Origin of the sequence: Lentzea sp. JNUCC 0626 (assembly GCF_043632865.1) — a bacterium.
Lineage (GTDB): Bacteria > Actinomycetota > Actinomycetes > Mycobacteriales > Pseudonocardiaceae > Lentzea.
The window spans coordinates 110,438-135,496 of the sequence record NZ_CP171635.1 but is presented as its reverse complement, the minus strand read 5'-3'; the positions used below and the strand labels follow the sequence as shown (position 1 = coordinate 135,496).

23 protein-coding genes are annotated in these 25,059 nt (G+C 69.1%); 7 read left to right on the top strand and 16 right to left on the bottom strand.

Features of this window, described 5'->3' with window-relative positions; all coding sequences use genetic code 11:
* Positions 1-124: 124 nt before the first annotated feature.
* The 5 genes from JNUCC0626_RS00650 to JNUCC0626_RS00630 all read right to left on the bottom strand — a co-directional run bounded on the left by JNUCC0626_RS00650 (position 125) and on the right by JNUCC0626_RS00630 (position 7,133).
* Positions 125-850, bottom strand: coding sequence for an SDR family NAD(P)-dependent oxidoreductase (locus JNUCC0626_RS00650; RefSeq protein ID WP_394617642.1), 726 nt, complete (start codon positions 848-850; stop codon positions 125-127).
* Positions 847-2,247 (bottom strand): AMP-binding protein, encoded by a 1,401-nt coding sequence (locus tag JNUCC0626_RS00645; RefSeq protein WP_394617641.1) that lies wholly within the window; start codon positions 2,245-2,247, stop codon positions 847-849. Before JNUCC0626_RS00645 ends, JNUCC0626_RS00650 begins: the two co-directional genes overlap by 4 nt.
* A 117-nt stretch (positions 2,248-2,364) precedes the next feature.
* The gene (locus JNUCC0626_RS00640) at positions 2,365-3,123 is read right to left on the bottom strand and encodes a M23 family metallopeptidase (RefSeq protein ID WP_394617640.1); all 759 of its coding nucleotides are present in this window, start codon (positions 3,121-3,123) and stop codon (positions 2,365-2,367) included.
* Between the two features lie 760 nt (positions 3,124-3,883).
* A complete protein-coding gene (locus JNUCC0626_RS00635; RefSeq protein WP_394617639.1) occupies positions 3,884-6,001 on the bottom strand; it encodes a transglycosylase domain-containing protein in 2,118 nt (705 codons plus the stop codon).
* Positions 6,002-6,098: 97 nt separating this feature from the next.
* Positions 6,099-7,133 carry a carbohydrate kinase family protein gene (locus tag JNUCC0626_RS00630; protein WP_394617638.1) on the bottom strand — a complete coding sequence of 345 codons (1,035 nt, stop codon included), beginning with the start codon at positions 7,131-7,133 and terminating at the stop codon, positions 6,099-6,101.
* Between the two features lie 163 nt (positions 7,134-7,296).
* Between JNUCC0626_RS00630 and JNUCC0626_RS00625 the strand changes: the two genes are divergently transcribed.
* On the top strand, positions 7,297-7,983 hold the full coding sequence (locus tag JNUCC0626_RS00625) for an alpha/beta fold hydrolase (RefSeq protein ID WP_394617637.1): 687 nt from the start codon (positions 7,297-7,299) through the stop codon (positions 7,981-7,983).
* Here the strand turns inward: JNUCC0626_RS00625 and shbA are convergent.
* The 5 genes from shbA to JNUCC0626_RS00600 all read right to left on the bottom strand — a co-directional run bounded on the left by shbA (position 7,946) and on the right by JNUCC0626_RS00600 (position 12,551).
* On the bottom strand, positions 7,946-8,653 hold the full coding sequence (shbA, locus tag JNUCC0626_RS00620) for an RNA polymerase sigma factor ShbA (protein ID WP_394617636.1): 708 nt from the start codon (positions 8,651-8,653) through the stop codon (positions 7,946-7,948). The two genes, JNUCC0626_RS00625 and shbA, sit on opposite strands and share 38 nt — an antisense overlap.
* Before the next feature lie 128 nt (positions 8,654-8,781).
* Positions 8,782-10,008, bottom strand: a complete 1,227-nt coding sequence (locus JNUCC0626_RS00615; RefSeq protein ID WP_394617635.1) for a class I SAM-dependent methyltransferase — start codon at positions 10,006-10,008, stop codon at positions 8,782-8,784.
* On the bottom strand, positions 10,005-10,685 hold the full coding sequence (locus JNUCC0626_RS00610) for a DUF1365 domain-containing protein (protein WP_394617634.1): 681 nt from the start codon (positions 10,683-10,685) through the stop codon (positions 10,005-10,007). Before JNUCC0626_RS00610 ends, JNUCC0626_RS00615 begins: the two co-directional genes overlap by 4 nt.
* Positions 10,682-11,920 (bottom strand): NAD(P)/FAD-dependent oxidoreductase, encoded by a 1,239-nt coding sequence (locus tag JNUCC0626_RS00605; protein ID WP_394617633.1) that lies wholly within the window; start codon positions 11,918-11,920, stop codon positions 10,682-10,684. Before JNUCC0626_RS00605 ends, JNUCC0626_RS00610 begins: the two co-directional genes overlap by 4 nt.
* Complete coding sequence (locus tag JNUCC0626_RS00600) at positions 11,913-12,551, bottom strand: alpha/beta hydrolase (protein ID WP_394617632.1); 639 nt, start codon at positions 12,549-12,551, stop codon at positions 11,913-11,915. Before JNUCC0626_RS00600 ends, JNUCC0626_RS00605 begins: the two co-directional genes overlap by 8 nt.
* A gap of 123 nt (positions 12,552-12,674) precedes the next feature.
* Here JNUCC0626_RS00600 and JNUCC0626_RS00595 point away from each other — a divergent pair, with 123 nt between their 5' ends.
* Positions 12,675-13,499: an alpha/beta fold hydrolase gene (locus JNUCC0626_RS00595; RefSeq protein ID WP_394617631.1), complete on the top strand. Its 825-nt coding sequence runs from the start codon at positions 12,675-12,677 to the stop codon at positions 13,497-13,499.
* A gap of 10 nt (positions 13,500-13,509) precedes the next feature.
* Entirely contained in the window at positions 13,510-14,085 is a 576-nt protein-coding gene (locus JNUCC0626_RS00590; RefSeq protein ID WP_394617630.1) for a nucleotidyltransferase family protein, read from the top strand.
* Here JNUCC0626_RS00590 and JNUCC0626_RS00585 read toward each other — a convergent pair.
* The gene (locus tag JNUCC0626_RS00585; protein WP_394617629.1) at positions 14,060-14,668 is read right to left on the bottom strand and encodes a C39 family peptidase; all 609 of its coding nucleotides are present in this window, start codon (positions 14,666-14,668) and stop codon (positions 14,060-14,062) included. The genes JNUCC0626_RS00590 and JNUCC0626_RS00585 overlap by 26 nt on opposite strands.
* Positions 14,669-14,894: 226 nt before the next feature.
* Between JNUCC0626_RS00585 and JNUCC0626_RS00580 the strand changes: the two genes are divergently transcribed.
* Both JNUCC0626_RS00580 and JNUCC0626_RS00575 read left to right on the top strand, forming a co-directional pair.
* Positions 14,895-15,842 carry an ArsR family transcriptional regulator gene (locus tag JNUCC0626_RS00580; protein WP_394617628.1) on the top strand — a complete coding sequence of 316 codons (948 nt, stop codon included), beginning with the start codon at positions 14,895-14,897 and terminating at the stop codon, positions 15,840-15,842.
* Positions 15,843-15,851: 9 nt separating this feature from the next.
* Complete coding sequence (locus JNUCC0626_RS00575; protein WP_394617627.1) at positions 15,852-16,403, top strand: hypothetical protein; 552 nt, start codon at positions 15,852-15,854, stop codon at positions 16,401-16,403.
* 4 nt (positions 16,404-16,407) lie between these two features.
* Here the strand turns inward: JNUCC0626_RS00575 and JNUCC0626_RS00570 are convergent, their stop codons facing one another.
* Complete coding sequence (locus JNUCC0626_RS00570) at positions 16,408-18,606, bottom strand: GH92 family glycosyl hydrolase (protein WP_394617626.1); 2,199 nt, start codon at positions 18,604-18,606, stop codon at positions 16,408-16,410.
* 151 nt (positions 18,607-18,757) lie between these two features.
* On the bottom strand, positions 18,758-18,964 hold the full coding sequence (locus tag JNUCC0626_RS00565; RefSeq protein WP_394617625.1) for a hypothetical protein: 207 nt from the start codon (positions 18,962-18,964) through the stop codon (positions 18,758-18,760).
* 70 nt (positions 18,965-19,034) lie between these two features.
* Here JNUCC0626_RS00565 and JNUCC0626_RS00560 point away from each other — a divergent pair, with 70 nt between their 5' ends.
* Together JNUCC0626_RS00560 and JNUCC0626_RS00555 are read left to right on the top strand one after the other, a co-directional pair.
* Positions 19,035-19,775, top strand: coding sequence for an SIS domain-containing protein (locus JNUCC0626_RS00560; RefSeq protein WP_394617624.1), 741 nt, complete (start codon positions 19,035-19,037; stop codon positions 19,773-19,775).
* Between the two features lie 92 nt (positions 19,776-19,867).
* A complete protein-coding gene (locus tag JNUCC0626_RS00555) occupies positions 19,868-21,430 on the top strand; it encodes a penicillin-binding transpeptidase domain-containing protein (protein WP_394617623.1) in 1,563 nt (520 codons plus the stop codon).
* On the opposite strand, the gene JNUCC0626_RS00550 is transcribed toward JNUCC0626_RS00555, so the two are convergent.
* From JNUCC0626_RS00550 to JNUCC0626_RS00540, 3 genes are all read right to left on the bottom strand, one after another.
* Positions 21,420-22,046: a response regulator gene (locus tag JNUCC0626_RS00550; protein ID WP_394617622.1), complete on the bottom strand. Its 627-nt coding sequence runs from the start codon at positions 22,044-22,046 to the stop codon at positions 21,420-21,422. The genes JNUCC0626_RS00555 and JNUCC0626_RS00550 overlap by 11 nt on opposite strands.
* Positions 22,043-23,149, bottom strand: coding sequence for a sensor histidine kinase (locus tag JNUCC0626_RS00545; protein ID WP_394617621.1), 1,107 nt, complete (start codon positions 23,147-23,149; stop codon positions 22,043-22,045). The genes JNUCC0626_RS00550 and JNUCC0626_RS00545 overlap by 4 nt, the downstream gene beginning before the upstream one ends.
* Before the next feature lie 194 nt (positions 23,150-23,343).
* Positions 23,344-25,014, bottom strand: a complete 1,671-nt coding sequence (locus JNUCC0626_RS00540; protein ID WP_394617620.1) for an FAD-dependent oxidoreductase — start codon at positions 25,012-25,014, stop codon at positions 23,344-23,346.
* Between the last annotated feature and the right edge of the window lie 45 nt (positions 25,015-25,059).

The window sequence follows — 25,059 nt, the reverse complement described above, 5'->3', positions numbered from 1 at the left end:
CAGCAGAGGAAGTTCCGACAGGCACGACGCCTCCTGAAGGTTTTGGGGAAGCCACTCGCGACGATCCCCGTTGACCGGTCGGAGAGGAAGAGCCTTATGTACGCAGTGAGTGAGGAAAAATCTTTCAACCACTCGCGGGCGTGATCAAGCCACCGGAGAGATGATCGAACTCTCCGCTCACGATTCGGGCCAAAAGATCGGCGGACTGCTCCACCGGGGTGAACCTGCCCGCAGCGCGCTGAGATCTCGCCCACTTCGAAACGCGTTGCTGGTGCGGGTCTTGGGATTCCATGTCGGCACCGCGCCGCATCAGACCGATGTCGACCATTCCCGGGTCGTAGCTCAGCACGGCGATCGGGAGGTGCTTGAGTTCGATCGCGAGGTTCTCGGTCAGCTTGATCACGGCCGCTTTCGACACCGAGTAGGCCGTGACGTAAGGCCATCGGTGCACACCGGCGTTGCTGATCACGTCGATGATCCGGCCGCTCGACATGGTGCGAATCGCTGCGTTGGCGGCGAACGCGGTGCCGCGCAGGTTCACCTCGAAAGTGTGCCACCAGTCGGACTCGTCGACCTCCCACGTCGGACCGACCGGACCACCGAGCGCGCCGTTGTTGACGAGCACGTCGAGGTTTCCGAGGCTTTCGATCAGCTTCCCGGTCGCGTGCGGATCGCCGAGGTCCGCGACGTGCGTCTCGACGTCCACGCCCTTGGCCCGGAAGTCCGCTTCGGCCAGGTCGAGCGCGTGCTCGTCGCGTCCGGTGATGACGAGCTGATGTCCTTGCGCGCCAAGGACCTCGCAGAACGCCCTGCCCAGCTCCTCGGCGCCACCCGTGACCAGCACCCTCACCGGTCGGAGTTCTTGAGCAGGCGACGAAGGATCTTGCCGGACACGGACCTCGGTATCTCTTGCACGAACTCAACCTGGCGGATCTTCTTGTAGGGCGCCACCTCCGCCGCCACGTAGATCATCAACTCTTCCGCCGTGACGTCGCCTTCCGTGACCACGAAGGCTTTCGGGATCTCGCCGTTAACCCGATCGGGCGCACCGATCACAGCCGCGTCCCGCACCGCGGGATGCCGCCGCAGCACGGCCTCCAGCTCCGCAGGCGCGACCTGGTAACCCTTGTACTTGATCATTTCCTTGATGCGGTCCACGACGTGGAACCGGCCGTTGTGGACTCGCACCAGATCACCGGTGCGCAACCAGCCGTCCACGAACGCCTCAGCCGTCGCCCGCTCGTCGTTCAGGTAACCGTCCATGACCTGCGGGCCGCGGATCAGCATCTCACCAACGCCTGCGTCCGTTGTGGTGCCGGGCTCGACGATCCGCGCCTCGGTGCCGGGACACAGCACGCCGACGCTCGCCGGGTCCGATTCCACGTCACCGTCGAATGTTTGGTGCGTGCCACCGGCTTCGGTGAGTCCGTAGCCCTGCCGCAGCGGCGCTCCGAGCTTGCGCTCGGCTCGTTCGCGGATGTCGTCGTCGAGCGGCGCGGCACCGCACAGGACGAGCTTGAGGGTGAGTTCCGGCACCGGTTCCTCGTGCGCGGCGATGGCGGCGGCGAGCGGCGGCACCAGAAACGCCCGTGTGACGCGATGATCCGCGAGCCGTTGCAGGTACGTGGCCGTGTCGCTGCGGGGCATGGTGACGAGCGTGGCGCCGCCGAGCAGCCCGGAGTTGAGGATGATCGCGAAGCCGTAGACGTGGAAGAACGGCAGGTTCGCGGCGAGCACGTCGGTGGCGTCGATGCGCCAGCCGGGCCGGTGCTGCTCGAGGTTCGCGACGAGTGCCCGGTGGCTGAGCTTGACGGCTTTCGTCAGACCCGTTGTGCCGCTGGAGAAAAGCACGACCGCCGTGGCGTCGGGGTTTCCCGGTGGGAGCGAATCGACGTCGCCTTCAGGAAGATCGTTGAGGTCGAGCGTCAGCTTCACGCCCGCGAGTTCCTTGAGCCGCGCGATTTCCGCCGGCGTCAGCATCGGGTTGATGAGCGCGGCCGTCGCGCCCGCGGCCATGATCGCGTGCAGTCCGACCGCGAACCGGGGCCGGTTCGGGCTCGTCAACGCGATCGTGTCGCCGGGCCTGATTCCTTGGCGGACAAGGCCTTTGGCCGTTCTGCGGACCTGGTGGGCGAGCTGGGCGTAGGTGAGCGACTCGCCCGTGACGACGTCGACGAGCGCGAGTTTGTCGTTGTGCCGTGCGTGTTCCAGCACGTGCTCGGGAACAGTGCGGTCAGGAATTGCCACCGCCGGCAGGGGGCTGCGGTAGATCACTGGCGCGACTCCGGTCTCGACGCCGCCGAGCCTCATGCCCGGCGGCGTCTTCGGAGAGTATTCGCACTTTTCGTGATCGTGTTCGCGTTCTTAGAGACTCACACCGCGCTCAGCCAACCAACCCACGGGGTTGATCTTCTGCCCGCCCTGAGCCCACACCTCGAAGTGCACGTGCGGCCCGGTCGACTGGCCGCGGTTGCCGATCGTCGCGATCTGCTGCCCGGCCTTCACCTGCGCGCCCTGCGGCACGTCGATGGTGTTCATGTGCCCGTAGACCGTGATCGTGCCGTCGGCGTGCTGAATCCGCACCCACAGCCCGAACCCGGACGCGGGCCCGGCCTCGACCACGGTGCCGTCCATGACGGAGACGATCGGCGTGCCGATGGCGTTCGCGATGTCGATGCCGTTGTGGCTCGTACCCCACCGCGCGCCGAACCCGGACGTGAAGTCGCCCTGCGCCGGCCTGACGCACTTGGGGCGCTTGGCTTCTTCTTCAGCGGCCTTGCGCGCTGCTTCGGCCTTCTCGGCCTCGACGCGCTTGACGTAGGAGGCCTCGGCGGACTTGAGCGCTTCCTTGACGTGGAACTGGGCCTGGATCTGCTCGGCCTGCAGCAGCTTGCGCGTCTCGGAGCCGGTGTCGACGGAGTGGACCGTCTGGGGGTCTTGTGCTTGCTGCTGGGCGGTCATGGCCGCCGCGAGGTTCTTCGTGGCCGCGACGGGGACGATGCGGTCCATCGGGGTGACGCTGGTGGTCGCCTGGGCGAACCCGGCGCCGGCCAGGGCGCCCGCGGCGACTACCGCCGCTACGGCCTTCTTGCGGTCCAGGTCGACTCTGGCGAGAACGTCCACCAGCTGACCCTTCGCACGACGATGCCGTGCCAAACCTGCCTCCATGCACTCGGGGGAGTTCGGCTAACCGCGCTTCGCCTGGCTTCGGGGGGCCTGGCTACGGGCTTCGGGGGCCCGGTGGTGGAACTGGACCGCTTCGGGGGCGGGTCCGTGTCCTTGCGGTTATCGAACCGTGACATGCGGCGGGAAACGTAACCTCGCGTCACCGAGCTGGGCAAGCCAACTGGGGGTTCAGGTGATTAGGCCCACTGGCGGTTACTTTTCGTGATCGCGCGGCGTCTTGGGTTGATAACGGGGTTTGGACCAATGCCGGTCGTGGTGTTTGTACTGGTCAGTCGCTTTATCGTGAAAGGTTTGCGGCTGCCGGGAGCGGGGGTTGGGCGGTCACTTTGGGTTGGTGGTTGCGTTTGGGTGCAAAGACTTTCGACGGCGTGGTCCGTGCATCGCCGCTGGCGCGTCGATAGGGATTGGCTGGGTTTCGTGGGGACGTCACCACACCGGCTGATCGGTCCAGCCAAGACGGTCGGCTCGGCTGCGCCATCGCGATGCTTGCGCTCGGTCGGCCTCGCCCGCGGCTTCGTTGTCCTCAAGCCACTGGTCGCGGAACTCTTGGCTTCTCGGCTCCTGGCTGTCAGCTCTCGGCTGCCTCGCGTTCGGCGGCTGGCGCTCCGTTGCCTTCCTTCCCCCGTCTCCCCTCTCCCCATGACAAAGGGCCGCCGAACGCTGGTGCGTTCGACGGCCCTTTGGGCAGCGCGGGTGCTTACTTGTACTTGGCTGCCGCCGGCTTCAGCTGTTCCACCGGCAGGCCCTCGTGGATCACCTTCATGGCGTTGAACCAGGTCGGTGCGGCGCCCTGGCCACCGAAGATGCCGTTGCGGCTGCCCGGGCACAGGCGGATCGGGTCGCCGCAGATCACCTGCGGGTTGTTGCCGTCCGCGTAGGTCATCACGGCGCCCGCGTACTGCGGGGTCGCGGCCAGGAAGGCGACCGACTTGCTCTCCTCGGTGGTACCGGTCTTGCCGATGGTCGGGCGGTTCCAGCCCGCGGCGCTGGCCGCGCCCGAGGCGGTGCCGCCGGAGGTGGTGTCGTGCGACATGCCCTGCGCGAGAGAGTCGGCGAGGGCCGGTTCCACGGCCTGCTCGCAGGGGGCTTCCTTCAGCGGGATCGGCTTGCCGTAGCGGTCGAGGACCTGTTCGACCGGGGTGGGCGGGCACCAGGTGCCGCTGGAGACGATGGTGGCGGCCACGTTGGCGAGTTCGAGGACGCTGGTGGCGCCGGGGCCGAGGGTGTAGGAGCCCGCGTTGTTCTGCTTGGTCCAGTCACCCTGCGAGGGGCCGTTCGAGCCGTCGGACTTCAGCGGCACGCCGCCGCGGTCGACCTTGGTCAGGGTCTCGCGCATGCCGAGCTTGTAGGCCATGTCGACCACGTTGTTCAGGCCCGCCTGCTCCTGCAGGATCACGAAGCCGGTGTTCGGCGACTGGGCGAGCGCCTGGGTCAGCGTCATCTCCTCGGCGTAGTTGCCCGCGTTCTTCACCTGCCAGGCAGAGCCGCCGTTCGGGTAGACCTTCGACGCGTACGTCTTCGGCACCTTGATCTTGCGGTCGATGCCGGTGATGTTCCGCTGCATCGCGGCGGCGGCGGTGAAGACCTTGTTCACCGAGCCGGGACCGAAGGGCAGGACCTCGGCGGGCACGGGGCGGGCGACCTGGCCGAGTTCGGCGTTGTTGCCGAAGTCGCGGGAGGCGGCCAGCGCGCGCACGCGGTGCTTGTCGCTGCCCGGCTGCACGACGGAGATGACGTTGGAGACGCCGTCCTGGGTCTTGCTGACCTGCTGCTCGGCGGCGTCCTTCGCGGCCTTGGTGGCCTTCGGGTCCATCGTCGTCTTGATGGTGAGGCCGCCGCGCTGCAGCTGCTTGTTGGTGATGCCCGCTTCGCGCAGGTAGTCGAGCAGGTAGGAGCAGAAGAAGCCGTAGATCGGGCCGTCACCGGCGCCGACGCAGCCCTTCGGCAGGATCTGCAGGTCCGGGACGATGTCGAGCGGCGTGGCCTTGTACTCGTCGGCCTTCTTCTTGGCCTCGTTCTCGTCCGCGCCGAACGCGCCGTTCTCCCGCATCTTGTCGATCACGAGGTTGCGGCGTTCCAGCGCCTTGTCCTGGGCGGTGCCGGGGTTCAGCGACGACGGGCGGTTCGCGATCGCGGCGAGCAGCGCGGCCTGCGGGACCGTCAGCTTGTCGGCCGTGGTGCCGAAGTAGGCCTTCGCGGCCGCGCCGACGCCGTACGTCTGGTTGCCCAGCGGCACGATGTTCAGGTAGCCGGTGAGGATCTCGTCCTTGCTCATCTGCTGCTCGAGCTGCAACGCGACGCGCGCCTCGCGCATCTTGCGGCCGATCGTGGCCTCGGTGGCCTTCTCCCAGGCCTCCTGCTCGTTGTCGGCGCCGAGCACGAACGCCATGTAGTTCTTCACGTACTGCTGGGTGAGCGTCGACGCGCCCTGCGTCGCCCCACCGTCCACACCGGCCTTCGCGGCGGCACGGGCGATGCCCTGCCAGTCGACGCCCTGGTGCTCGTAGAACCGCTTGTCCTCAATGGCCAGGATCGCACCCTTCATGGTGTCCGCGATGTCCTTGGACTCCAACGGGATGCGGTACTGGTCGTACAGGTAGGCGATCGGAGCGCCGTTCATGTCCTGAATGGTGGTGACGAGCGGCAGCTCGCCCTTCGCGAGATCCCCCGACGTCTGGTCGACCGTGTCGGCCGCGCGGTTGGACGCGAGCCCGAGACCTCCGACGAACGGGAACACCATCGCGGCGAGGAGCACACCCGCCGTCAGGCACAACCCCAGCAACTTGACCAAGCCTGACGCGCGTGCGGCGAACAACCCGCAACTCCTTCCGAGCAAAACCCCAGAGACTCTCTACGTATTAAGTCGCGCGGGAGACCGGTTAGGTTGCGTCCGCTGATCGACTGTTTTAAACCTACCGGAGTAGCCGGAGGCCGATCGTCGGACTAGCCCGGCGCACCTCGACCCCCGCATGATCGGGCAGCAGGTCGTCGAGGAACCCGTAACGCGACAGCTCTTCGTCGGGCCGCCTGCTCACCGTTCGCCACCACACGGCGATGTCTCCCCAGCCGGGGGCCGACAGGGAACCCCCGAAGTGCTGCACGGACAGGGCGGCGCACAGGTTCGCGAACCGCACCCGGTGTTCGAGCGGCCACCCGGCCAGAGTGCCCATCACGAACCCCGCGCCAAACACGTCACCGGCACCTGTCGCGTCGAGCGTGGCGACGTTGAGGCCCGGCACCTCCACGCATTCGCCGGTCGCGCTGTCCACGGCGACCGCTCCCCCGCCCCCGCGTGTGACGACCACCACGGGCACGTGCTCGGCGAGTTTGCGCGCGGCGGCCTCCGGGGTGTCGGTGCGGGTGTAGCCCTGCGCCTCTACGTGGTTCGGGAGGAACACGTCATATCCGTCGAGTCGGCGCAGCAGTTCCGGGGACCACGCGCCGGTGCGGTCCCAGCCGATGTCGGCGAAGAGCTTCGCGCCGTTCTGCTTGGCCGTGCGCACCCATTGCTCGTCTTCTGCCTGAATGTGCACAAAACACGCTTTGGCGGACGGTGGCGGCGCGAAGAGGTCATCGGCCGCGACGGGTGCCTTGTGTCCGTGCGTGACCATGCTGCGGTCGTGTTCCATCGCCATGCTGACCGTCACGGGCGAGTGCCAGCCGTAGAAGCGGCGGCAGTAGGAGAGGTCGACGCCCTCCTGGTCCGCGAGCACGTCCCAGCAGAAGTCGCCGTAGGCGTCCTCGCCGAACGCGGCCGCGAGCGCCGTCTTCAGTTCGAGCCTGCGCAACGCCACCGCGAGGTTCGCGATGCCGCCGGGGCACGACCCGAGTCCCTCGGACCACACCTCGGTGCCGGGAGCCGGCGGGCGCGGCAGGCCGGTGAAGATGATGTCGAGGAACACGGTGCCGGTCAGCAGCACGTCGAAGGCGGTGTCCTGATCAGCCATGGGTAAACCTTGCCACCCGCGGACCGTGATCATGCGGCAGAAACGGCGCAGACTGGCCTCAGTCAGGAAAAACGTGCAATCCCAGGTGCTCGGGCGTCCGGGCACTTCCGTTCAGCGGAAGCCCCGGCTTGGCAACCGCGAGCACCGGGCGTCCACTGAGGACATGTCCGAACGCCCCGCAATCCTGCTGGTGCACGGCGCCTGGCACGGCTCCTGGTGCTGGGAACCGCTGCGCACCCTCCTCGAATCCGACGGCCGGCGAGTCGACACCGTCGACCTGCCCAGCGTGGCGCCCGAAGGCGCCCCCGGGCACGGCATGCACGACGACGCCGCAGCGATCCGCGCGGCGATCAACGGTCCGACGGTGATCGTCGCCCACTCCTACGGCGGCATCCCGGCGACCCAGGCCACCCACCCCGACGTCCGGCACATCGTCTACGTGGCCGCGTTCCTGCCGGACCTCGGCGACTCGCTCATGAAGATGGTCGGCGGCTCCCCGCCGCCGTGGTGGGACACGAGAGAAGACGTCATCCACGCCAAGACGCCGGAGACGATCTTCTTCAACGGCGTCGAGAACCCGCCGACGGATCGGCTCCACCCGCAGAGCAGGAGGGCCTTCACCGAAGAGCTGACCGAGGCGGCCTGGCACACCACCCCGAGCACTTACGTCATCGCGACCAGCGACAACGCCATCCCGCCGGCTGCTCAGGAGGCGATGGCGAAACGCGCGACCACCGCGGTTCGTCTTGATGCAGGACACTCCCCGTTCCTGTCCTGCCCGCAAGACCTCGCCGCGATCATCGAGGCGACGCTCAGCCTTCCTCGGCGATCATCTCCCGCATCCGGTTGAGCGCCCGGTGCTGCGCCACCCGCACGGCACCGGGGGTGGACGCGACGGCCAGCGCGACCTCCTCGGCGGACAGGCCCACGGCCACCCGCAGCACGAGGATCTCGCGCTGGCGGGACGGCAGCTTGTGGAGCAGCCGCGTGACCTGGGCGAGCATCTCGCCGTTGACCGCATGCTGCTCGGGACCGGTTTCCAGGGACGGGCAGTCCGGCAGTTCCGGCACGACCTCGGCGCGGTTGCGGACGGCGCGACGGCGGGCGTCGGCCACCTTGTGCGCGGCGATGCCGTAGACGAACGCCAGGAACGAACCCGGTTCGTAGCGGTACTTCGAGAGTGCGCCGAGCACGGCCACGCAGACTTCCTGCGCGATGTCCTCGGCTGACACCAGCGTGCGCTCGCGGCCGCCGACCCGTGCGCGGCAGTAGCGCACGATCAGCGGCTGGATGCGGCCGAGCAGGTGCTCGACCGCCCGTCTGTCTCCGGCCAGCGCGGCGTCGACGAGGTCGGTGAACTCGGCCTCGGCCAGCCACTGGTTGGTGACCGGTGCCTGGCTCGGCACCCGACGGCGCATGGGCACCGTTGGCTGGTTCCAGACCTCCTCCGCGGAGAGGACGTCGACACCGCCACCGGACCGCACGGCTGTGGGCATGACCATCCCGGCGACCTCCTCCACTACAGCGACACTAGGGGCTTCACTGAAGAAGAGACCGCAGCGAGCCGTTTGATACCGCCTGCTTCCAAGAGGACCACGAAGTCCAGTCGGGTGGGGGTACCAGCACCCTTTTGGGGCAGAAGGTGGTCCTAATGGCCCAGTCTTTCGGCCATGCCGAATTGCTGAACTCCCAGGTATCCGACCCGGAAACCGGCCTCCGAGTAGGCCAGGTAGAACTCCCACATCCGGCGGAACGTGTCGTCGAAGCCCAGGTCCCGGACCTCGTCCCAACGGGTGAGGAACGTGTCGCGCCACTGCCGCAGGGTCTCGGCGTAGTCGAGGCCGAACGACCGCGACTCGACGATCTCGAGCCGGGTGTGATCGCGCACCGACTCCTCGATCGACCGCACCGACGGGATGAGCCCGCCGGGGAAGATGTACTTGTGGATCCAGGTGTAACTGGCCTTGCTCGCGATCATGCGGTCGTGCGGCATGGTGATCGCCTGGAGTCCGACGCGGCCGCCGGGAGCGAGCACGCGGTCGAGCATCGAGAAGTACTCGGGCCAGTATTCGGCACCGACCGCCTCGATCATCTCGACGCTGACGACGGCGTCGTACTGACCGTGCTCCTCACGGTAGTCACGCAACTCGACCGTCACCCGATCGTGGAGACCCGCGTCCCTCACCCGGTCCAGCGCCATCTTGCGCTGTTCGGCGGAGATGGTCAGCGACGTGACGGTGGCGCCGCGCTGGGCGGCCCGGATGGCGAGCGCGCCCCAGCCCGTGCCGATCTCCAGCACACGAGAACCGTCGCGGACGCCCGCGTAGTCGAGCACGCCGTCGATCTTGCGCAGCTGGGCGGTGCGCAGGTCGGTGTCCGAGCCCTCGAACAACGCCGACGAGTACGTCATCGTCTCGTCCAGGAACACCCCGAACAGCTCGTTCGACAGGTCGTAGTGCCGGTGGATGTTCTGCCGCGAGCCGGCGACGTCGTTGACCTCGGTCTGCCGGCGTTCGGCGAGCCGGCGCAACCGCTGCAGGCCGGGCGGGATCAGGGTGGAGAGCCGGGCCGCGAACGCCGCGAGCACGCCCGCGAGGTCCTCGGCGTCCCAGTCGCCGACCATGTAGGCCTCGCCGAAGCCGATCTTGGCGTCGGCGCCGAGCCGGTGGAAGAACTCGGCGGGCCGCACCAGCCGCATGACCGGTCCGCCCGCGCCCCACGTGCGGCCGTCGGGCAGGGCGACGGTCACGGGCAACGAGCGCACGGCGTTGCGGAACAGCGACTCGGCGATCCGCGCGCGCATGGGCGAGCGCGGCGCGGTGAAGAGTCCTGGCCAGATGCCCTGGCCGGGACGGGGCAGGGACAACGTGCTCATCCATCACTCCTGGGGATGATCGGGATTCGCCTCAGGTAGAGCGCGATTCCGTGGCGGCGGATCAACGCTGACACGCGGTGGGGCATGAGCGGCCGTCTGAAGAGCATGCGCAGACCCGAACTGCGCTCGCCCTTCATCGTCGCGCTGAAGGTGGTCTTCCCGTTCTGCCGCAACGCGATGGTCACGGACAGCTGGTTTCCCGGTTTGGGCATCTTCATCACGTAGTGCCCGTCGACTTCCAGGAACGGCGAGACGTAGAACTCCTTGTCCACCGACGCACGGCCGTTCTCGTCGGTGCGCAGCAGATAGCAATGCCGTCCGCCGTACGTGTTGTGCACCTCGGCGACCACACACACGAGCTCGCCGGACGCGTCGTGGCACCAGTACACGGACAGCGGGTTGAAGACGTATCCGAGCACGCGCGCGTTGGCGAGCATCAGGACCTGCCCGCCGCCGAGGTCGATGTCGCGCTCGGCCAGCCATTCGTCGAGGTTCTCGCGGATGGTCTTGTCCGGCGACCCGAGATGATCGCGGGCGTCGAACTTCGCGAACGGCCGCGCCCACCAGGGCAGGTTCGGTAACCCGTTCAGGTCGACCAGCCACATGTAGGCGCGGTGGCTGAACGCCCTGTCGATCAGCTCGCGGCGCTGGTGCGTGATGAGGACGTCGTAGATCACCAGTCGACCCCGAAGTGCTTGGCCGCGCGCACTCCCGACGCGCAGCCGTCCTCGTGGAAGCCCCACCCGTGGTACGCGCCGGCGTACGCGGTCGTGCCGGTGTTGATCTCGGGCAGACGTCGTTGCGCCGCAACGGAGTCAGGCGTGTAGATCGGGTGCTCGTAGACCATCTTCGCGAGCACCCGGTCCGGGTTCACGTCGTGCGGGTTGAGCGTGACGACGAAGTCGCGGTCGCCGCCGAGCCGCATCAGCCGGTTCATGTGGTAGCTGACGAGCACCTGGCCGTCGGCTTCCCGGCAGGCCCGCTTGTAGAGGTTCCACGACGCCCGCGCGCCATTCGTGCGCGGCAGGATCGAGGCGTCGGTGTGCAGCCACGTCTCGTTGCGCGAGTACTGGAACGCGCCGAGCACCTCCTTCTCCTCGCGCGTCGGGTCCGCGAGGAGTCCGAGCGCCTGGTCCGGGTGCGTGGCGATGACGACGTGGTCCGCCGTGTGCAGGACGTTGTTGTGATCGCGGATCTCGACGCCACTGCCGTTGCGCGTGACGGCCTTGACGGGCGTGCCGACGTGCACGGCGTCAAGACCCTGCACGGCGCGATCGACGTACGTGCGCGAGCCTCCGACGACGGTCTTCCACTGCGGCGTACCGCCGATGGCGAGCATCCCGTGGTTCGCGAGGAACTCGAACAGGTACCACGCCGGGTACTTCATGCTCAGCGCCGCGCCGGACGACCACACCGCGCTGACCAGCGGAATGATGAAGTGGTCGACGAAGTAGCGGCTGTACCCGCCGATCGCGAGGAACGCCCCGAGCGTGACGTCGTGCGCCTCCTCGTGGTCCAGGACGCGCTGCGCGTGCTTGTAGAACCGGGTGACCTCGGCGAGCATCCGCAGGTACCGGCTGTTGGTCGCGTTCGCCGGACGGGGGAACAACCCGGGCAGCTTCTTCGCGCCCGCGTACTCCAGCCCGCAGCCGTCGCAGCGCACGCTCATCGACATCTCGGAGTCCTGAGTGGACACGCCGAGCTCGCGGAAGAGCCTGATCAGGTTCGGGTACGTGCGTTCGTTGTGGACGATGAACCCGGAGTCGACGGCGACGCCACCGATGTCGTGCGTGTGCGCGTGCCCGCCGAGCCGGTCGTCGGCCTCGAACAGCGTCACGTCGTGCTTGCGTTGCAGCACGTATGCGGCCGTGAGCCCGGCAACCCCTGCTCCGATGACGGCTACCTCAGCCACGCGAGCCTCCCAACGGCACGTCGAGGCCCCGCGGCGAGGCCTCCTCCATGGCATTCGCGATGTCGGGCGCCACCGGTTCGAGCCCCAACTCACCGTGGACGAAAGACACCACCAGCCGGGTCCAGTCGCGCGCCCGCCGCAGCATCGCGTGCCCGTCCCCGACGACGCTGAACCGCGCCACCCGGTCCGTGACGGTCTTGGCCTGCCGCGCGAACTCGAGCGACTTGGCCGGGTCCGTCATCCGCTCTTGATCGCCGTGCGCGATCAACAGCGCCTTGCCGCTCAACTGCTCGTACGGCTCGCCAGGCACCAACCACGGCGCAAGCGCACACACGGCCACCACGTTCGGATGACCGGCAACGCGCAGTGCGGTCCGTCCGCCCATGGAGTGCCCCACGAGCACGATGGGCACACCGGGGTGCTGTTCACTGATCCGGTCGAGCGCCCACTGCGCGTCCTGGACGGGGTCGAGCCTCGGCGCGTTCCAGCCGCGCACCCGGTAGCGCAGGGTCCAGACCTCGACGCCGGGCGCGCGCAACGCCCTGGCCAGCGGCACCATCCTCAGATAGGCGAGGTTGTGCCGCCGGACGGGTTCGAGGCCGTGTTCGCGGCCGCCGTGCAGCACGAGCACGACTGCATTCGTACCGCCCTGCGGTTTCGCGACGTCTACCTGCGGATGCACATTTGATGTTCGTGAGGCCACGCTCTTCGGCTCGGCCGTTGAGAGCCAGGTCACACCGGTAGGGTGCGAAAAGTGATCGAGCACATCAGCATCGAGACCGAGGCAGGCTCCTTCGACGCCATCGCGTCCGGCCCGGAGGACGGCCGCCCGGTGCTGCTGCTGCATGGGTTCCCCGAGGCCGCCCTCGAGTGGGAGCACCAGGTCGCGGTGCTCGGCGTCAACGGCTTCCGCGCCGTCGCCCCCGACCAGCGCGGCTACTCCCCCGGCGTGCGCCCGGAGCAGGTCAGCGAGTACTCGGTCACGCACCTGGTCGGCGACGTGCTCGCGATGGCGGACGCGCTGGGGTGGACCACGTTCGACCTGGTCGGCCACGACTGGGGCGGCGCCGTCGCGTGGTGGACCGCGATCGAGCACCCCGACCGGCTGCGCACCCTGACCGTGTTCTCCACGCCGCACCCCGGCGCGTTGAAGACGGCGCTGCAGACCGACGAAGAGCAGGCCATGCGATCGCAGTACATGCGTGACTGGCGGGAACGCAGCACCGAGAAGCGCATGCTCGACAACAACGCGCAGGCCCTCAAGCAGATGTTCGAGTGGCGGATCCGGCCCTCGCACGTCGAGGAGTACGTGCAGCGCCTGTCCGAACCGGGGGCGCTGACGGCGGCGCTGAACTGGTACCGGGCGGGGCGGCCGGACGGCGCCGCGGACAAGGTCAGCGTCAAGACCATGTACGTGTGGAGCACCGAGGACGTGGCGTTCGGATCGGTGGCGGCGTTCGAGACCGAGAAGTGGTGCACCGGGCCGTACCGGTTCGAGATGGTCGAGGACGTCAGCCACTGGATTCCCGAGGAGATCCCGGAGGCAGCTTCCTCGTTGATCTTGGAGAACCTGAACTAGCCTCAAGGCCATGCGCGTGGCCGGTCTGCTGCTCGCCGCGGGGGCCGGACGCCGGTTCGGCACCCCGAAGGCGCTCGTGTCGTTGCACGGCAAGCTCTTCGTGGACTCGGCGGCCGAGCTGCTCGGAGCCGCCGGCTGCGCGCCCGTCGTCGTGGTGCTCGGCGCGCAGGCCGCTGACGTGCGCGACCGGGCCGTGCTCGACGGTGTGACGGTCGTCGACAACCCCGACTGGGCCACCGGCATGGGCTCGTCGTTGCGCACCGGGCTGCACGCCGTCGGTCTGGCGGACGCGGTGGTCGTGCTGCCCGTGGACACTCCGGGGGTCACGGTCGCGGCGCTGCACCGGTTGATGGCGCTCGCCGAACCGAAGGCGCTCGCCCGCGCCACTTACGACGGCGAGATCGGGCATCCGGTGCTGATCGGCTCGGACCACTTCGCGGGCGTGATGGCGTCGGCGGCGGGCGACCAGGGGGCGCGGGACTACCTGAAAGCCAACACCGTCCGTCACGTCGAGTGCGCCGACGTGGCGGACGGTGTGGACGTCGACAGGCCTCAGGACCTCACGCGACATACCGGCGGAGCTTGATGCCCGACGACACGTTGGACGCGCTCAGCCAGTGCAGCCCGCCACCCGCGTACGCCGGGTCGGAGACGGCGAACTCGTTGCCGCCCGCGCGGTAGCCGACGATCGTGGCGTAGTGGCCGCCGGAGTAGTTGCGGCCGTTGAGCTTCACCACGTTGATGACGACGGCGTGGCCGCGGTTGGCGTTGTAGACGACGTCGGCCTTGAGCTTCGTGAGCAGCTGCGCGTCGGACGTCCACTGCTTGACCTGGTAGTAGGTCGAGCCGGTGTAGTGGTCGAGCGCGTTCTCGAGGTTCTTGATGTTGGGCAGGCCGTTGGTGGTGACCTTCATGAACGACGCGAGCGTGGACTGCTCGACGTACTTGCCGCGGGCCGTCAGCGCGATGCGGGCGGCGGCCGCGGAGCACCAGTAGCCGGTCTTCTGCACCTGGAACTGGTGCGGCAGCACGCCTTCGCCCTGGATGCCGAGTTCGGCGGCGGCCGGGATGACGGTCTCGCCGGGCGCGGCGAACGCGACCGGCGCGGTCAGGATGGTCATGGCGACACCGACGGCCGCGACGGCCCCGGTGATCTTCGCGAGCTTCATCGGAAACGATCCCCTCAGTGGTGGCGCCGTCCCCTTGCCCGGCGCTCGGCGAGAAGCTTGGCGGCAGCGCGCGAACCGTCGCCACCACATTCGGCCAAGTCCGAAAAAGCCAGGTAGAACCACTCAGAGCCGTGCTGGGACCACGCAGAGTGGGCGATATGCACCATTCGGATGAGTCGCGTGGAATCCGGTACAGGTCCCGGGTCGCTGTGCCACTCTGCTTGCCGTGCTGCGTGTCCACTTCACGGCGGAGGACCTGGCGAGGGTGCGCGTCGCCGCCGGTCCCGACCCGATGTGGGAGATCCTGCTGAGCCTGCACGTGCTGCGGCAGCGGTCGGCCACGCCCGTGTTCGGCGCGTGGCGGGCGGCCGTGCGAGCGACGCTGCCCGAGGACACCCGCTGGCTCATGCAACTCGCGCCGCCGGTCGGCTACTCCCCCGACTTCCTCACGCCCACCGCCGGTGCCTGCGCGGTGGACGCGGGCATCGACGCCGTGCTGTCGACGCCGGTCGAGTCGTTGCGCGCGGACCTGGAACAACTGGACTGCCCGCGCCTCGACCCGCGCACCCACCTGCTGGCCGACGGCGACGTGGCCACTCTGGACTCGCTCGGCGAGGCGTTGCGGGCCTACCACCGGCACGCACTCGCCCCGATCTGGGACGAGGTGCGCGCCGTCGTGGACGCGGACCGCGCGGTGCGGGCCAGGTCCTTTCTGGACAGCGGTTGCGAGGGCGTGCTCGCGGCCCTGCACCCGACGATCTCGTGGGCACGACCGGTGCTGTCGATCGAGTCCCGCTTCCCCGGCCGCGATGTGCACCTGCACGGCCAGGGTTTGATCCTCGTGCCGTCGTACTTCTGCTGGGAACGGCCCATCATGCTGCGCGACCAGAGCCGCACGCCGGTGCTCGTCTACCCGATCGCGCGCGACCTGCAGGTGACGAGTGCCGGTAAGCGGTCGTTGGAGGCGTTGCTCGGCCGGACCCGCGCCGCCGCGTTGGTGGTCATCGCGAGCGGGTGCACGACGTCGGAACTGGCGCGGCGGCTGGGGATCTCGGCCGCGTCGGCCAGTGCCCACGCCTCGGTGCTGCGGGACGCGGGACTGGCCGTCGCCCAACGCCACCGCAACTCGGTGCTGCACACCGCGTCGGCGCTGGGCGTCGAACTGCTGGCTTAGGCTGTGCCGATGTTCCTGGTCCACGGCGAGGAGATCGCCGCCGACGCACCCGTTCTGCGCACCGGCGGAGTCCCGCTGGTCCCGGCGGGGTTCACCTGGCCGCTGTGCCGCGAGTGCGGTGAAGCCATGCAGTTCCTCGCGCACCTGCCTCTCGACTTCGGGACGGTGGCGGTGTTCATGTGCCAGGACGACCCCGGCATGTGCGACTGCTGGGACGCCGTCTCCGGCGCCAACCGGGCCTGTCTGTTCACCGGGCCGCTCTCGGCGGCCGTCGTCCCCGCCGAGGGCGAGACGCTGCTCGGCGCGGTGACCGCCCTGCGTCCTCACTCCGACGACGAGCCGGCCGAGGAGTCCGTTCTCGGGAAGCTGGGCGGTGAACCCGAGTGGTGGCAGAACGACGAGACGCCCGTCTGCCCGTCCTGCACCACTCCCATGACGTTCACCGCCCAACTCGAAGAGGGGCACGACCACACGACCGCGATCAACTTCGGCGGCGGTGGCCGGGGTTACGTCTTCCACTGCCAGGCGTGCGAAGAAGCAGCGTTCGTCTGGCAGCGTTGACGACCTAGGCGGGCGGGGCGTTCTTCGGGTCGCTGCCCCAGGCCTTGTTCGGCTCCGCACCCATGCGCATCGTCAACGTCCCACCGGACATGACCTCCTCGTGCGTGATCCACGCGCGGTTGAGCCCGCGGCCGTTCAACTGCGCCGACTGCACGTAGATGCCGTCACCCTCGCGTTTGATGGTGAAGTCGCGGTTGCGCGAGGTGCGGAACGTGGTGGTGGCGAAGATCGGGCTGCCGAGGACGTAGACACCCGAAACCGGTGACACGGGGTAGAAACCGGCCGCCGCGAACACGTACCAGGCCGACATCTGACCGCAGTCGTCGTTGCCCGCGAGACCCGCCGGGCCCGTCCGGTAGGCGTTGTCGCAGACGTAGCGCGACCACTTCTGCGTCAGCCACGGCGCACCGGCGTAGGTGAACATGAACGGCATCTGGTGCACGGGTTCGTTGGAGTGGTTGTAGTTCTCGTTCCACTTCATCATCTGCTCGGGCGGCGTGCGCTCGAAGATCCCGTTGAGCCGGTCGACGAACTTCTGCTGCCCACCGGCGAGTTCGATCAGGCCGGGCACGTCGTGCGGGACGAACCAGCCCTGCTGCTCGGGGTTGCTCTCGATGCAGCCGGAGTTCGCGTCCATCCACGACCCGTCGGCGTTGCGACCGCGGAACCAGCCCACGTCGTGGTTGAAGACGTTGCGGTAGTTCTTGGCGGTGGCGTGGAGCTTCACCGCGTCGTCGCGGTGGCCGAGCTTCTCGGCCATGCGGGCCAGCGCGAAGTCGGAGTAGGCGTTCTCGACGGTGTTGGAAAGGCTGGTCTCGACCGCGTAGCCGAGCCGGTGCCAGTTGGCGAAGTCGTTGCGGTTGCTGCGTTCCGCCGGGCCGAGCGCGACATCGCGGCACATCCGGTAGGCGGCCTCGGCGTCGAACCCCTTGATGCCCTTGGCGACGGCCTCCGCGATGACGTTGACGGCGGGGTCGCCGAGCATGGTGCCGGTGTCGATGCCGAGCAGTTCCCACTTGGCGAGGCCGCGCACCGCGCCCGTGCGGGTCAGCTCCATCAGGGTGTTGATCTGGTCGCTGACCACCCGGTCGTCGATGATCGTGAGCAGCGGGAACTCCGAGCGGAACACGTCCCAGCCGCTGAAGATGGTGCGGCGGCCGTACTTGTCTCCGGAGTCGACGTCGCTGACCACCCGCGGGTCGATCATGGTGTGGTAGAGCGCGGTGTTGAAGATCTTGCGCTGGTCCGCGGTGCCGCCGGTGACGCTGACCTTGCCGATCGCGTCGGCCCACTTCTTGCGCGCGGCCTTGGCGGTGCCGTCGAAGTCCCAGCCCGAGATGTCGCGTTCGCGGTTGGCCCGCGCGCCGTCGACCGACGTGTACGAGATGCCCGACTTGACCAGCACCTGCTGGCCGGCGCGCACCGGCAGTTCCACGAAGAAACCGGAGCTGGTCGCCACGGTCGTCCACTCGCGGACGTCGTGGTCGACGCGGTTGCCCTCCCACACGCCGAGCGTGCGGATCGGCTGCTGGAACTGCAGCGAGAAGTACACGGTGTAGTAGGGGCCGTTGCCGCAGATCCAGCCGCCGCCGAGCCGGTCGCAACGCATCCAGCCCTCGATCGTGTGCGCGTCGACCTGCTTCATGTGCTGCGCGACCGAGTGCGTGCCGTCGTAGCCGACCCGGCGCGAGAGGTCGACCTTGATCCGTCCCGTGCCGGCGTCCTGGAACGTGAACCTCAGGATGCCCGCGCGGGCGGCGGCCGTGAGCTCGGCCCGCACGCGATAACGGTCGAGCGTGACGGCGTAGTAGCCGGCCCGCGCGACCTCGGAGGACTTGGTGAACGGGCTCTTGGCCGCGTCCCGGCCGGTGACCAGCGGGCCGGTCTGCGGCATGACCTGCAGGTTGCCGAGGTCGCCGTAGCAGCCGACGCCGCCCATGTGCGTGAAGCTGAAGCCCTCGATGGTCGTCATGTCCGCGGAGTAACCGCTGCCGTTGTCCCCGCCGCTCACGGTGTCGGGACCGAGCTGGACCAGGCCGAACGGCGTGACCGGACCGGGGAAGGTCTTGCCGCACGCGGTGTCCGCGCCGGTCGTCAGAGCCCCGATCATCGGGTCGATCTCGTCCACTGCCTCCGGTGCCGCCGCGTGCACCGGCGTTGCGGCCACTGCCCCCGCGACTACCGCGGCGGCCGTCGTTCCCACGATGAATCCCCGTCGACTAACAGCTTCGACCACTGGTGTGTCCCCTTCGACTCGCAGCGCCCGCCTGTCAAACTCGTCGCGGGTGCGCGTCGAAGTCAAGCCAAGACATCGGATGTGTCTGGCTTTCTGTCCATCGTTGTCATAGACCGGACTACGGCCGGGCGTGCACCGCCGCCCGCGCGCAACCACCGGCGACGACGAGCAACGCGAGTGCCACCCACACCGGCCACAGCTCGGAGTAGGTGATCGCCAGCGCGATGTTCGTGGCGCCCGCCGCCGTGAACACGGCGACCAGCACCACCCAGAAGTAGAAGTGCCGTCTGATCCAACCCACCCCCGTCCGCAGAAGTCCCTTCATCGCGCGTATCGAGGTTTGTGGTGCTCGGGTTACTGGTGAGGTCACCTGCAATCGGGTACTACTGACCCGCATGACGACCGACACCGTGACCGGGTCCGACTACGGCAACCTCGTGCGCACGCACCTCACGCGCGTGGAGCAGCACAACGCGGCCGCTCTCGACGACGTGGCCGAGCTCGTGCTGGCCGCCGTCCAGGCCGACGGCCTCCTCCTCACCGCCGGTGCGGGACACTCGCTCGCGGCGGTCGCCGAGACCTTCTACCGCGCGGGCGGCCTCGCCTGCGTCCGCCCCGTCTACCACCCCGAGCTGCTGCCGATGCACGGCGCGATCAGCAGCACGTCCGCCGAACGCCGGTCGGGCCTCGCCGCCGAGGTGCTGGGCGAGTCCGGGCTCGCGCCGCACGACGTGCTGTTCGTCTTCTCCACCTCGGGCGTCAACTACTACCCCGTCGAGCTGGCCCAGGAGGCCGCGAGCAAAGGCTGCCCGGTCGTCGCCGTGACGTCGGTGGCGTCGAGCGCGCAGGCTCCGCGCCGCGCCGGGGTGACGTTGGCCGAGGTCGCGACGGTCGTGCTGGACAACCTGGTGCCACCCGGCGACTCGACCTACCCCGCCGAGGCCCCGGTGACGGCGGCGATCTCCACGGTCGCGACGACGTTCCTGTGGAACCTGCTGATGGTGCGCCTGCACGACAAGGCGGCCGAGTCGGGTGTGCAACTGCCGCTGTGGCGCAGCGCGAACGTGGAGGGCGGCGACGCGGCGAACGCCGACCTGCTCCGCCACTACCAGACCCGCGTCCCCCAGCTCGGATAGGTAGCCCGGATAGGTAGAAATCCTCAGTCGCACGTCAGCTGCGCACCGTTAGTCTCCCACCGGGGAAGTACACACCTGGGGGATTTGAAACGGTGGAACAGAAGACGCGCAGATGGATCCTGATCAGCGGCGCGCTCGCCACGACGGCCATCGTCGTCGTGGGGGGCGTGTTCCTGTGGTCGGGCAGCAGGAACGTCGTGGTCGCCGAGAACCTGCCGACGAAGACGGTCGAGACGCCGGCGCAGGTCGCGTCGTCGTTCCTCACCAGGGCGATCTCGGGCCCGGCGAGTGCCGCGGTGTTCACCGACGCGCCGGAGGCCGCGACCAAGGCCCTGGAGGCGACCGCGGCCGGCATGGCCAAGTCGGGGTTCCGGGCCAGCGCGGCCGCGGGCACACCACCCGCCGCCGAGACCACCGCCGTCGAACTCACCGCGTCCGTCAGCTGGTCGTTGCCGAGCGGCACACCACTGGCCTACGACGTGAAGATCCCGATGGTCCGCGTCGAGGGTGCCTGGAAGGTCCACTGGGTGCCGACCATCGTGCACCCGCAGCTCACCGAAGGCGCGTTCCTGACGTTCCGCGAGGCGCTCGCGGAAGGCGCGCTGCTCGGCCGCGACGGCAGCCCGTTGACGCAGGGCACGATCCCGGACGGCCTGTACAAGACGATCACCGGCACGGTCGGCGACGTCGCGGGCGTCGACGGCTGGGAGGTCGGCATCACCGCCGGCGGCGCGTTCACCAGGCTGTTCGGCAAGGCCGCGCAGCAGGGCGAGAAGATCACCGTCACCATCGACGCGGCCCGGCAGGCGGCGGCCCAGGCGGCGGTGGACGCGGTGCCGCAGGGCGCGGCGATCGTCGCGATCCAGCCCTCGACCGGCGAGATCCTGGCCGTGGCGCAGAACAAGACGCTCGCGGGCACCAACCCGTTCGTCGGCCGGTACGCCCCCGGCTCGACCATGAAGATCATCACGGCCGCGGCGGCGATGGACGCGGGCCTGGTCCAGTCCGGCACCGCCGTGCCGTGCCCGGCCAAGGCGACCATCGGCACCCGCACGATCAGCAACGCGGGCTTCGGCCACGACAGCCTGCCGTTCCACACCGCGTTCGCGTTGTCGTGCAACACGACGTTCGGTGAGCTGGGCTCGAAGCTCGCGCCGAACGCGTTGCCGGACATGGCGAAGCGGTTCGGCCTGGGTGCCGACTGGACGATCCCCGGCGCCGAGACCAACACCGGCAAGGTGCCCGCCGCGACCGGGGACCAGCAGGTGGAGAACAGCTTCGGGCAGGGCAACGTGATGGCGAGCCCGTTCGGCATGGCCGTGGTGGCCGCGACCGTCGCGTCCGGCCGGGCGCCCACGCCGACGTTGATGCGCGGCAAGGCGACCGAGGCGAACGACGTGGCGGCCGGTCCGCCCGCCGGGGTGCTGGCGCCGTTGCGGGCGATGATGCGCGAGGTCGTGACGTCCGGGACCGCGAAGCAACTGGCCGGAATCCCCGGCCTCGCGGGCAAGACCGGCACCGCGGAGGCGGGCGGCGGCGACGAGCACGGCTGGTTCGTCGGCTACCAGAACGACGTGGCGTTCGCCGTTCTCGTCGAGAAGGGCGGCTCGTCGGCGAGCGCGCAGAACGCGGCGGCGGCGTTCCTCAAGGGCTGATCTTGGGGACCAGCAGGCCGCGGTGGAACGCTTCGGTGACCGCCGCGGCCCGGTCGCTCACCTCCAGCTTGGCGTAGATGTTGAGCAGGTGGGACTTCACGGTGGCCTCGGTGATGAACAGGCTCTTGGCGACGTCGCGGTTCGTCGCACCGGCCGCGACGCACTTGAGCACCTCCAGTTCGCGCGGACTGAGCACCGGGACCGCTTCGGTGCGCACCCGTTTCATGAGCAGCGCGGCTGCTGCGGGCGCCAGGACGGCCTCGCCTCGTGCGGTGGCTTTCACGGCTCTCACGAGCTCGTCGCGCGGGGCGTCCTTGAGCAGGTAGCCGGTGGCGCCGGCCTCGATCGCGGCCACGACGTCGGCGTCGTTGTCGTAGGTGGTGAGGACGAGCACGTGCGCGGTGTCGGCGAGTTCCCTGGTCGCGGCCAGGCCGTCGGTGCCGGGCATGCGCAGGTCCATCAGCACGACGTCGGGCTTGAGCGCCCTGGTCCTGCGCACGGCCTCCTCGCCGTTCGCGGCCTCGCCGACGACCTCGAAGGCGGGGTCCTGGGCGAACATGCTGGTGAGACCGTCGCGGACGACGGGGTGGTCGTCGACGACCAGGACCTTGATCACCGCACCTCCAGTGGCACGCGGGCCGACACCCCGGTGCCGCCGCCGGGTTCGGATTCGATCTGCACGGTGCCTTTCAGGCCTTCGATGCGTTGCCGCATCGCTTCGAGCCCGAACCCGCTCGCGGGGATCTTCTCGAAGCCGCGGCCGTCGTCGCGGACGTCGAGCGCCACCTCGTGCTCCAGGTAGGACAGCGTGACTCCGACCCTGCTGGCCCGCGCGTGCTTCGCGACGTTCGCCAGGGCCTCCTGCGCCGCTCTGAGCAGGGCGAACTCGGCTTCGGGCGCGATCGGCCTGGTGTCGCCGGTGGTGGTGACGCTGACCTCGACGTCGTGGAGTCGTGCCCACCGGCCCGCGACGTTCGTGAGCGCCTCGGTCAGTCTCGCGGTGCGCAACGGTTCTGGTCGCAGCGCCTCGAACGACCGTCGCGTCTCGTTGAGGCTTTCGCGGGCCAGGTCCTGTGCGGCCTGCACGTGCCGTGCCCACGTCGTGTCGTCGGCCGCGCGCAGTTGGCTGACGATGCCGGTCAGCCCCTGCGCGAGCGTGTCGTGGAACTCGCGCGCCATGCGTTGCCGTTCATCGCGGATCCCGGCTTCCCTCGCCTGGGCGAGGAGTTGTTCCTGCAGGGCGAGGTTGTCAGCGAGGAGCTGTTCGCGTTCCGCTTCCTGCTGCTCGGCCTTGCGCGCGACGAACGCGTACGCGCACATCGGCACCGCGTTGCCCGCCATGACCGCGACCCAGATGACGACGCCTTCGAACGTGGACTTGTCGATCCCGTACGCCTGCGCCGTGCCCGCGATGGCCGCGACCGTGGCCACCGCGGCCGGTTGCCACGGGAAGGCGATCGTCCGGAAGACGTAGACGTACGGCAGCGGCGTGAGAAACCCGAACAACGGGTTGAGGATCACCAGCACCCCGGTGAGGACGGTCAGCCCCGCGGCGAACATCCACTGGTGGCGCCACTTCAGCGTCATGCCCGCGGCGAGCCAGGCCGCGACTCCCGCGCACAGCAGGAGTTCCTCCGGTTCCGGCCGTTGGTCGAGCGTCGTGGCTGCGGCCAGCAACGCCAGCAGGACGTACGGCCACCGCGCCACCGGAATGCTCATCCGCGTGTCCTCCCCAGGATGGCCCTCAGCCTAGGCCCTGTCCTGCAAGTCTCGTCGGGCGAGAGCGGCGGCCGAGGGCCCCGGAGACGGCACCGCCGCAACGCCCGAATACGCCCGGTATGAGGCCGTCGCGGCGGCACCGCCTCCGGGACTCTCGGCCGCGTCCCTCACCGGACGAACTCGCAGGACAGGGCCTAGCCAGGCTGGATCGACAGCGAGTGCCGGAAGACGGTGCGCGGATCCCATTTCGCCTTGATGCGTTGCAGCCGCGGGTAGTTCTCCTTGTAGTACAGGGTTTGTGCGGTGGTGGTGGAGGTGTTCCACTTCGGGTCGGCCAGGTCGGCGTCGGCGTAGTTGATGTACGAGCCGTCGTTGACGTCGTTCGGCACCGGCACCCCGCCGGTCTCCGCGTAGACGTCCCGGTAGAGCCCGCGCACCCACGCCAGGTTGCCCGCGTCCTCCTGCTCCTCGGACCACACCGCCTGGTAGACCGCCTTCATCACCACGTCCCGCTGCGCGATGGCGGTGTCCTGCGGCTGGACGGCGTTGGCCTGCCCGCCGTACCCGATGAGCAGCACACTCCCCTGCGCCCCACCGTCCTTGGTGAGGTTGCGCCACAACGCCGTGCACTGCGCGTCGGTGAACGCCTTCTTCAGGTAGCCGGCCTTGATCTTGTACCGGCGCGTCAGCACGTCCCCCGGCTCCCCCGTGCCGGGCCACGTCATCTTGTGCAGCCACGGCACCGCCTTCCGCAGCTCGAACACCGGCGTGAGCCCTTCCCCCACCTCGCTGACCATCTCGTCCATCAGCCCGTCGATGCCGGGCAGATCCGCGTCGGCCTGCACCGACAACATCACGACCCCACCGGCCTGGTGCTTGACCTCCAGCACCCCGTACAGCCCGTTGTGCGGAGTGTCCGGCGCGCTGTTGCGCTCGTGCCAGCCCCCGAAGTTCTTCAGCAGCCGCGTGAGCTTCTCCTCGCTGAGCTGCCCCCAGTCCCAGAACGTCACGTGCTGCACCATCGCCTGCGGCAACGGCGGCAACCCACCCTGCGGCGACCGCAGCCAGTACCGCGTCACCACCCCGAAGTTCCCGCCCCCACCCCCGGTGTGCGCCCACCACAACTCCCGGTTGGGATCCCCGGCCTCCCTGGTCGCCGTGACGAGCCGAGCCCGCCCGTCCCGCCCCACCACAACGACCTCGACCCCGTACAGGTGATCCACCACAGCCCCGTACCTGCGCGACAGGGGCCCGTACCCACCACCGGCGAAGTGCCCACCGGCCCCCACCTCGGGACACCCACCACCGGGCACGGTCACGCCCCACCCGGCGCCCAGCACCCGGTACACCTGGCCGAGGGTCGCCCCGGGCTCGACGAAGAACGCCTTCCTGCGTTCGTCGTACCCGACCGCGTTCAAGGCGTTGAGGTCGATCAACGACCTCACCTCGGCCGAGGCGGTGAAGTCCTCGAAGCAATGCCCACCGCTGCGCACCGCGACCCGCCGCCCGGCCCGCACGGCCTCGTCGACGGCCCGCACGACCTGCTCGGCCGAGGTCACCACCCGGATCTCGTCGGGCTGCCCGACGAACCGGAAGTTGTTGCCCCGCAGCAGGTTCTCGTACCTGGCCTCGCCGGGAACGATCCTCGGCAGCGAACCCGCCTGGCCGGCTCGGGCCGCGCTGGGTTGCGCTGCGGCCTGCCCTTGCACGACCACCCCGGTGGCCGCGACCGCACCAGCGCCCGCCAGCAGTGCGCGCCGGCTGACCCGACCACCGACACCGCCCGCGAGCCCGCCGTTCGCTCCTGCTTCTCGCGCGCCCGCACCGGTCGCGCGTGCGGCGCGGCCTCCCCCGAAGTCCTTCATGCCGATCCCTTCCGCCGTGGTGTTTCCACCGTGGCGGAGCGGGAC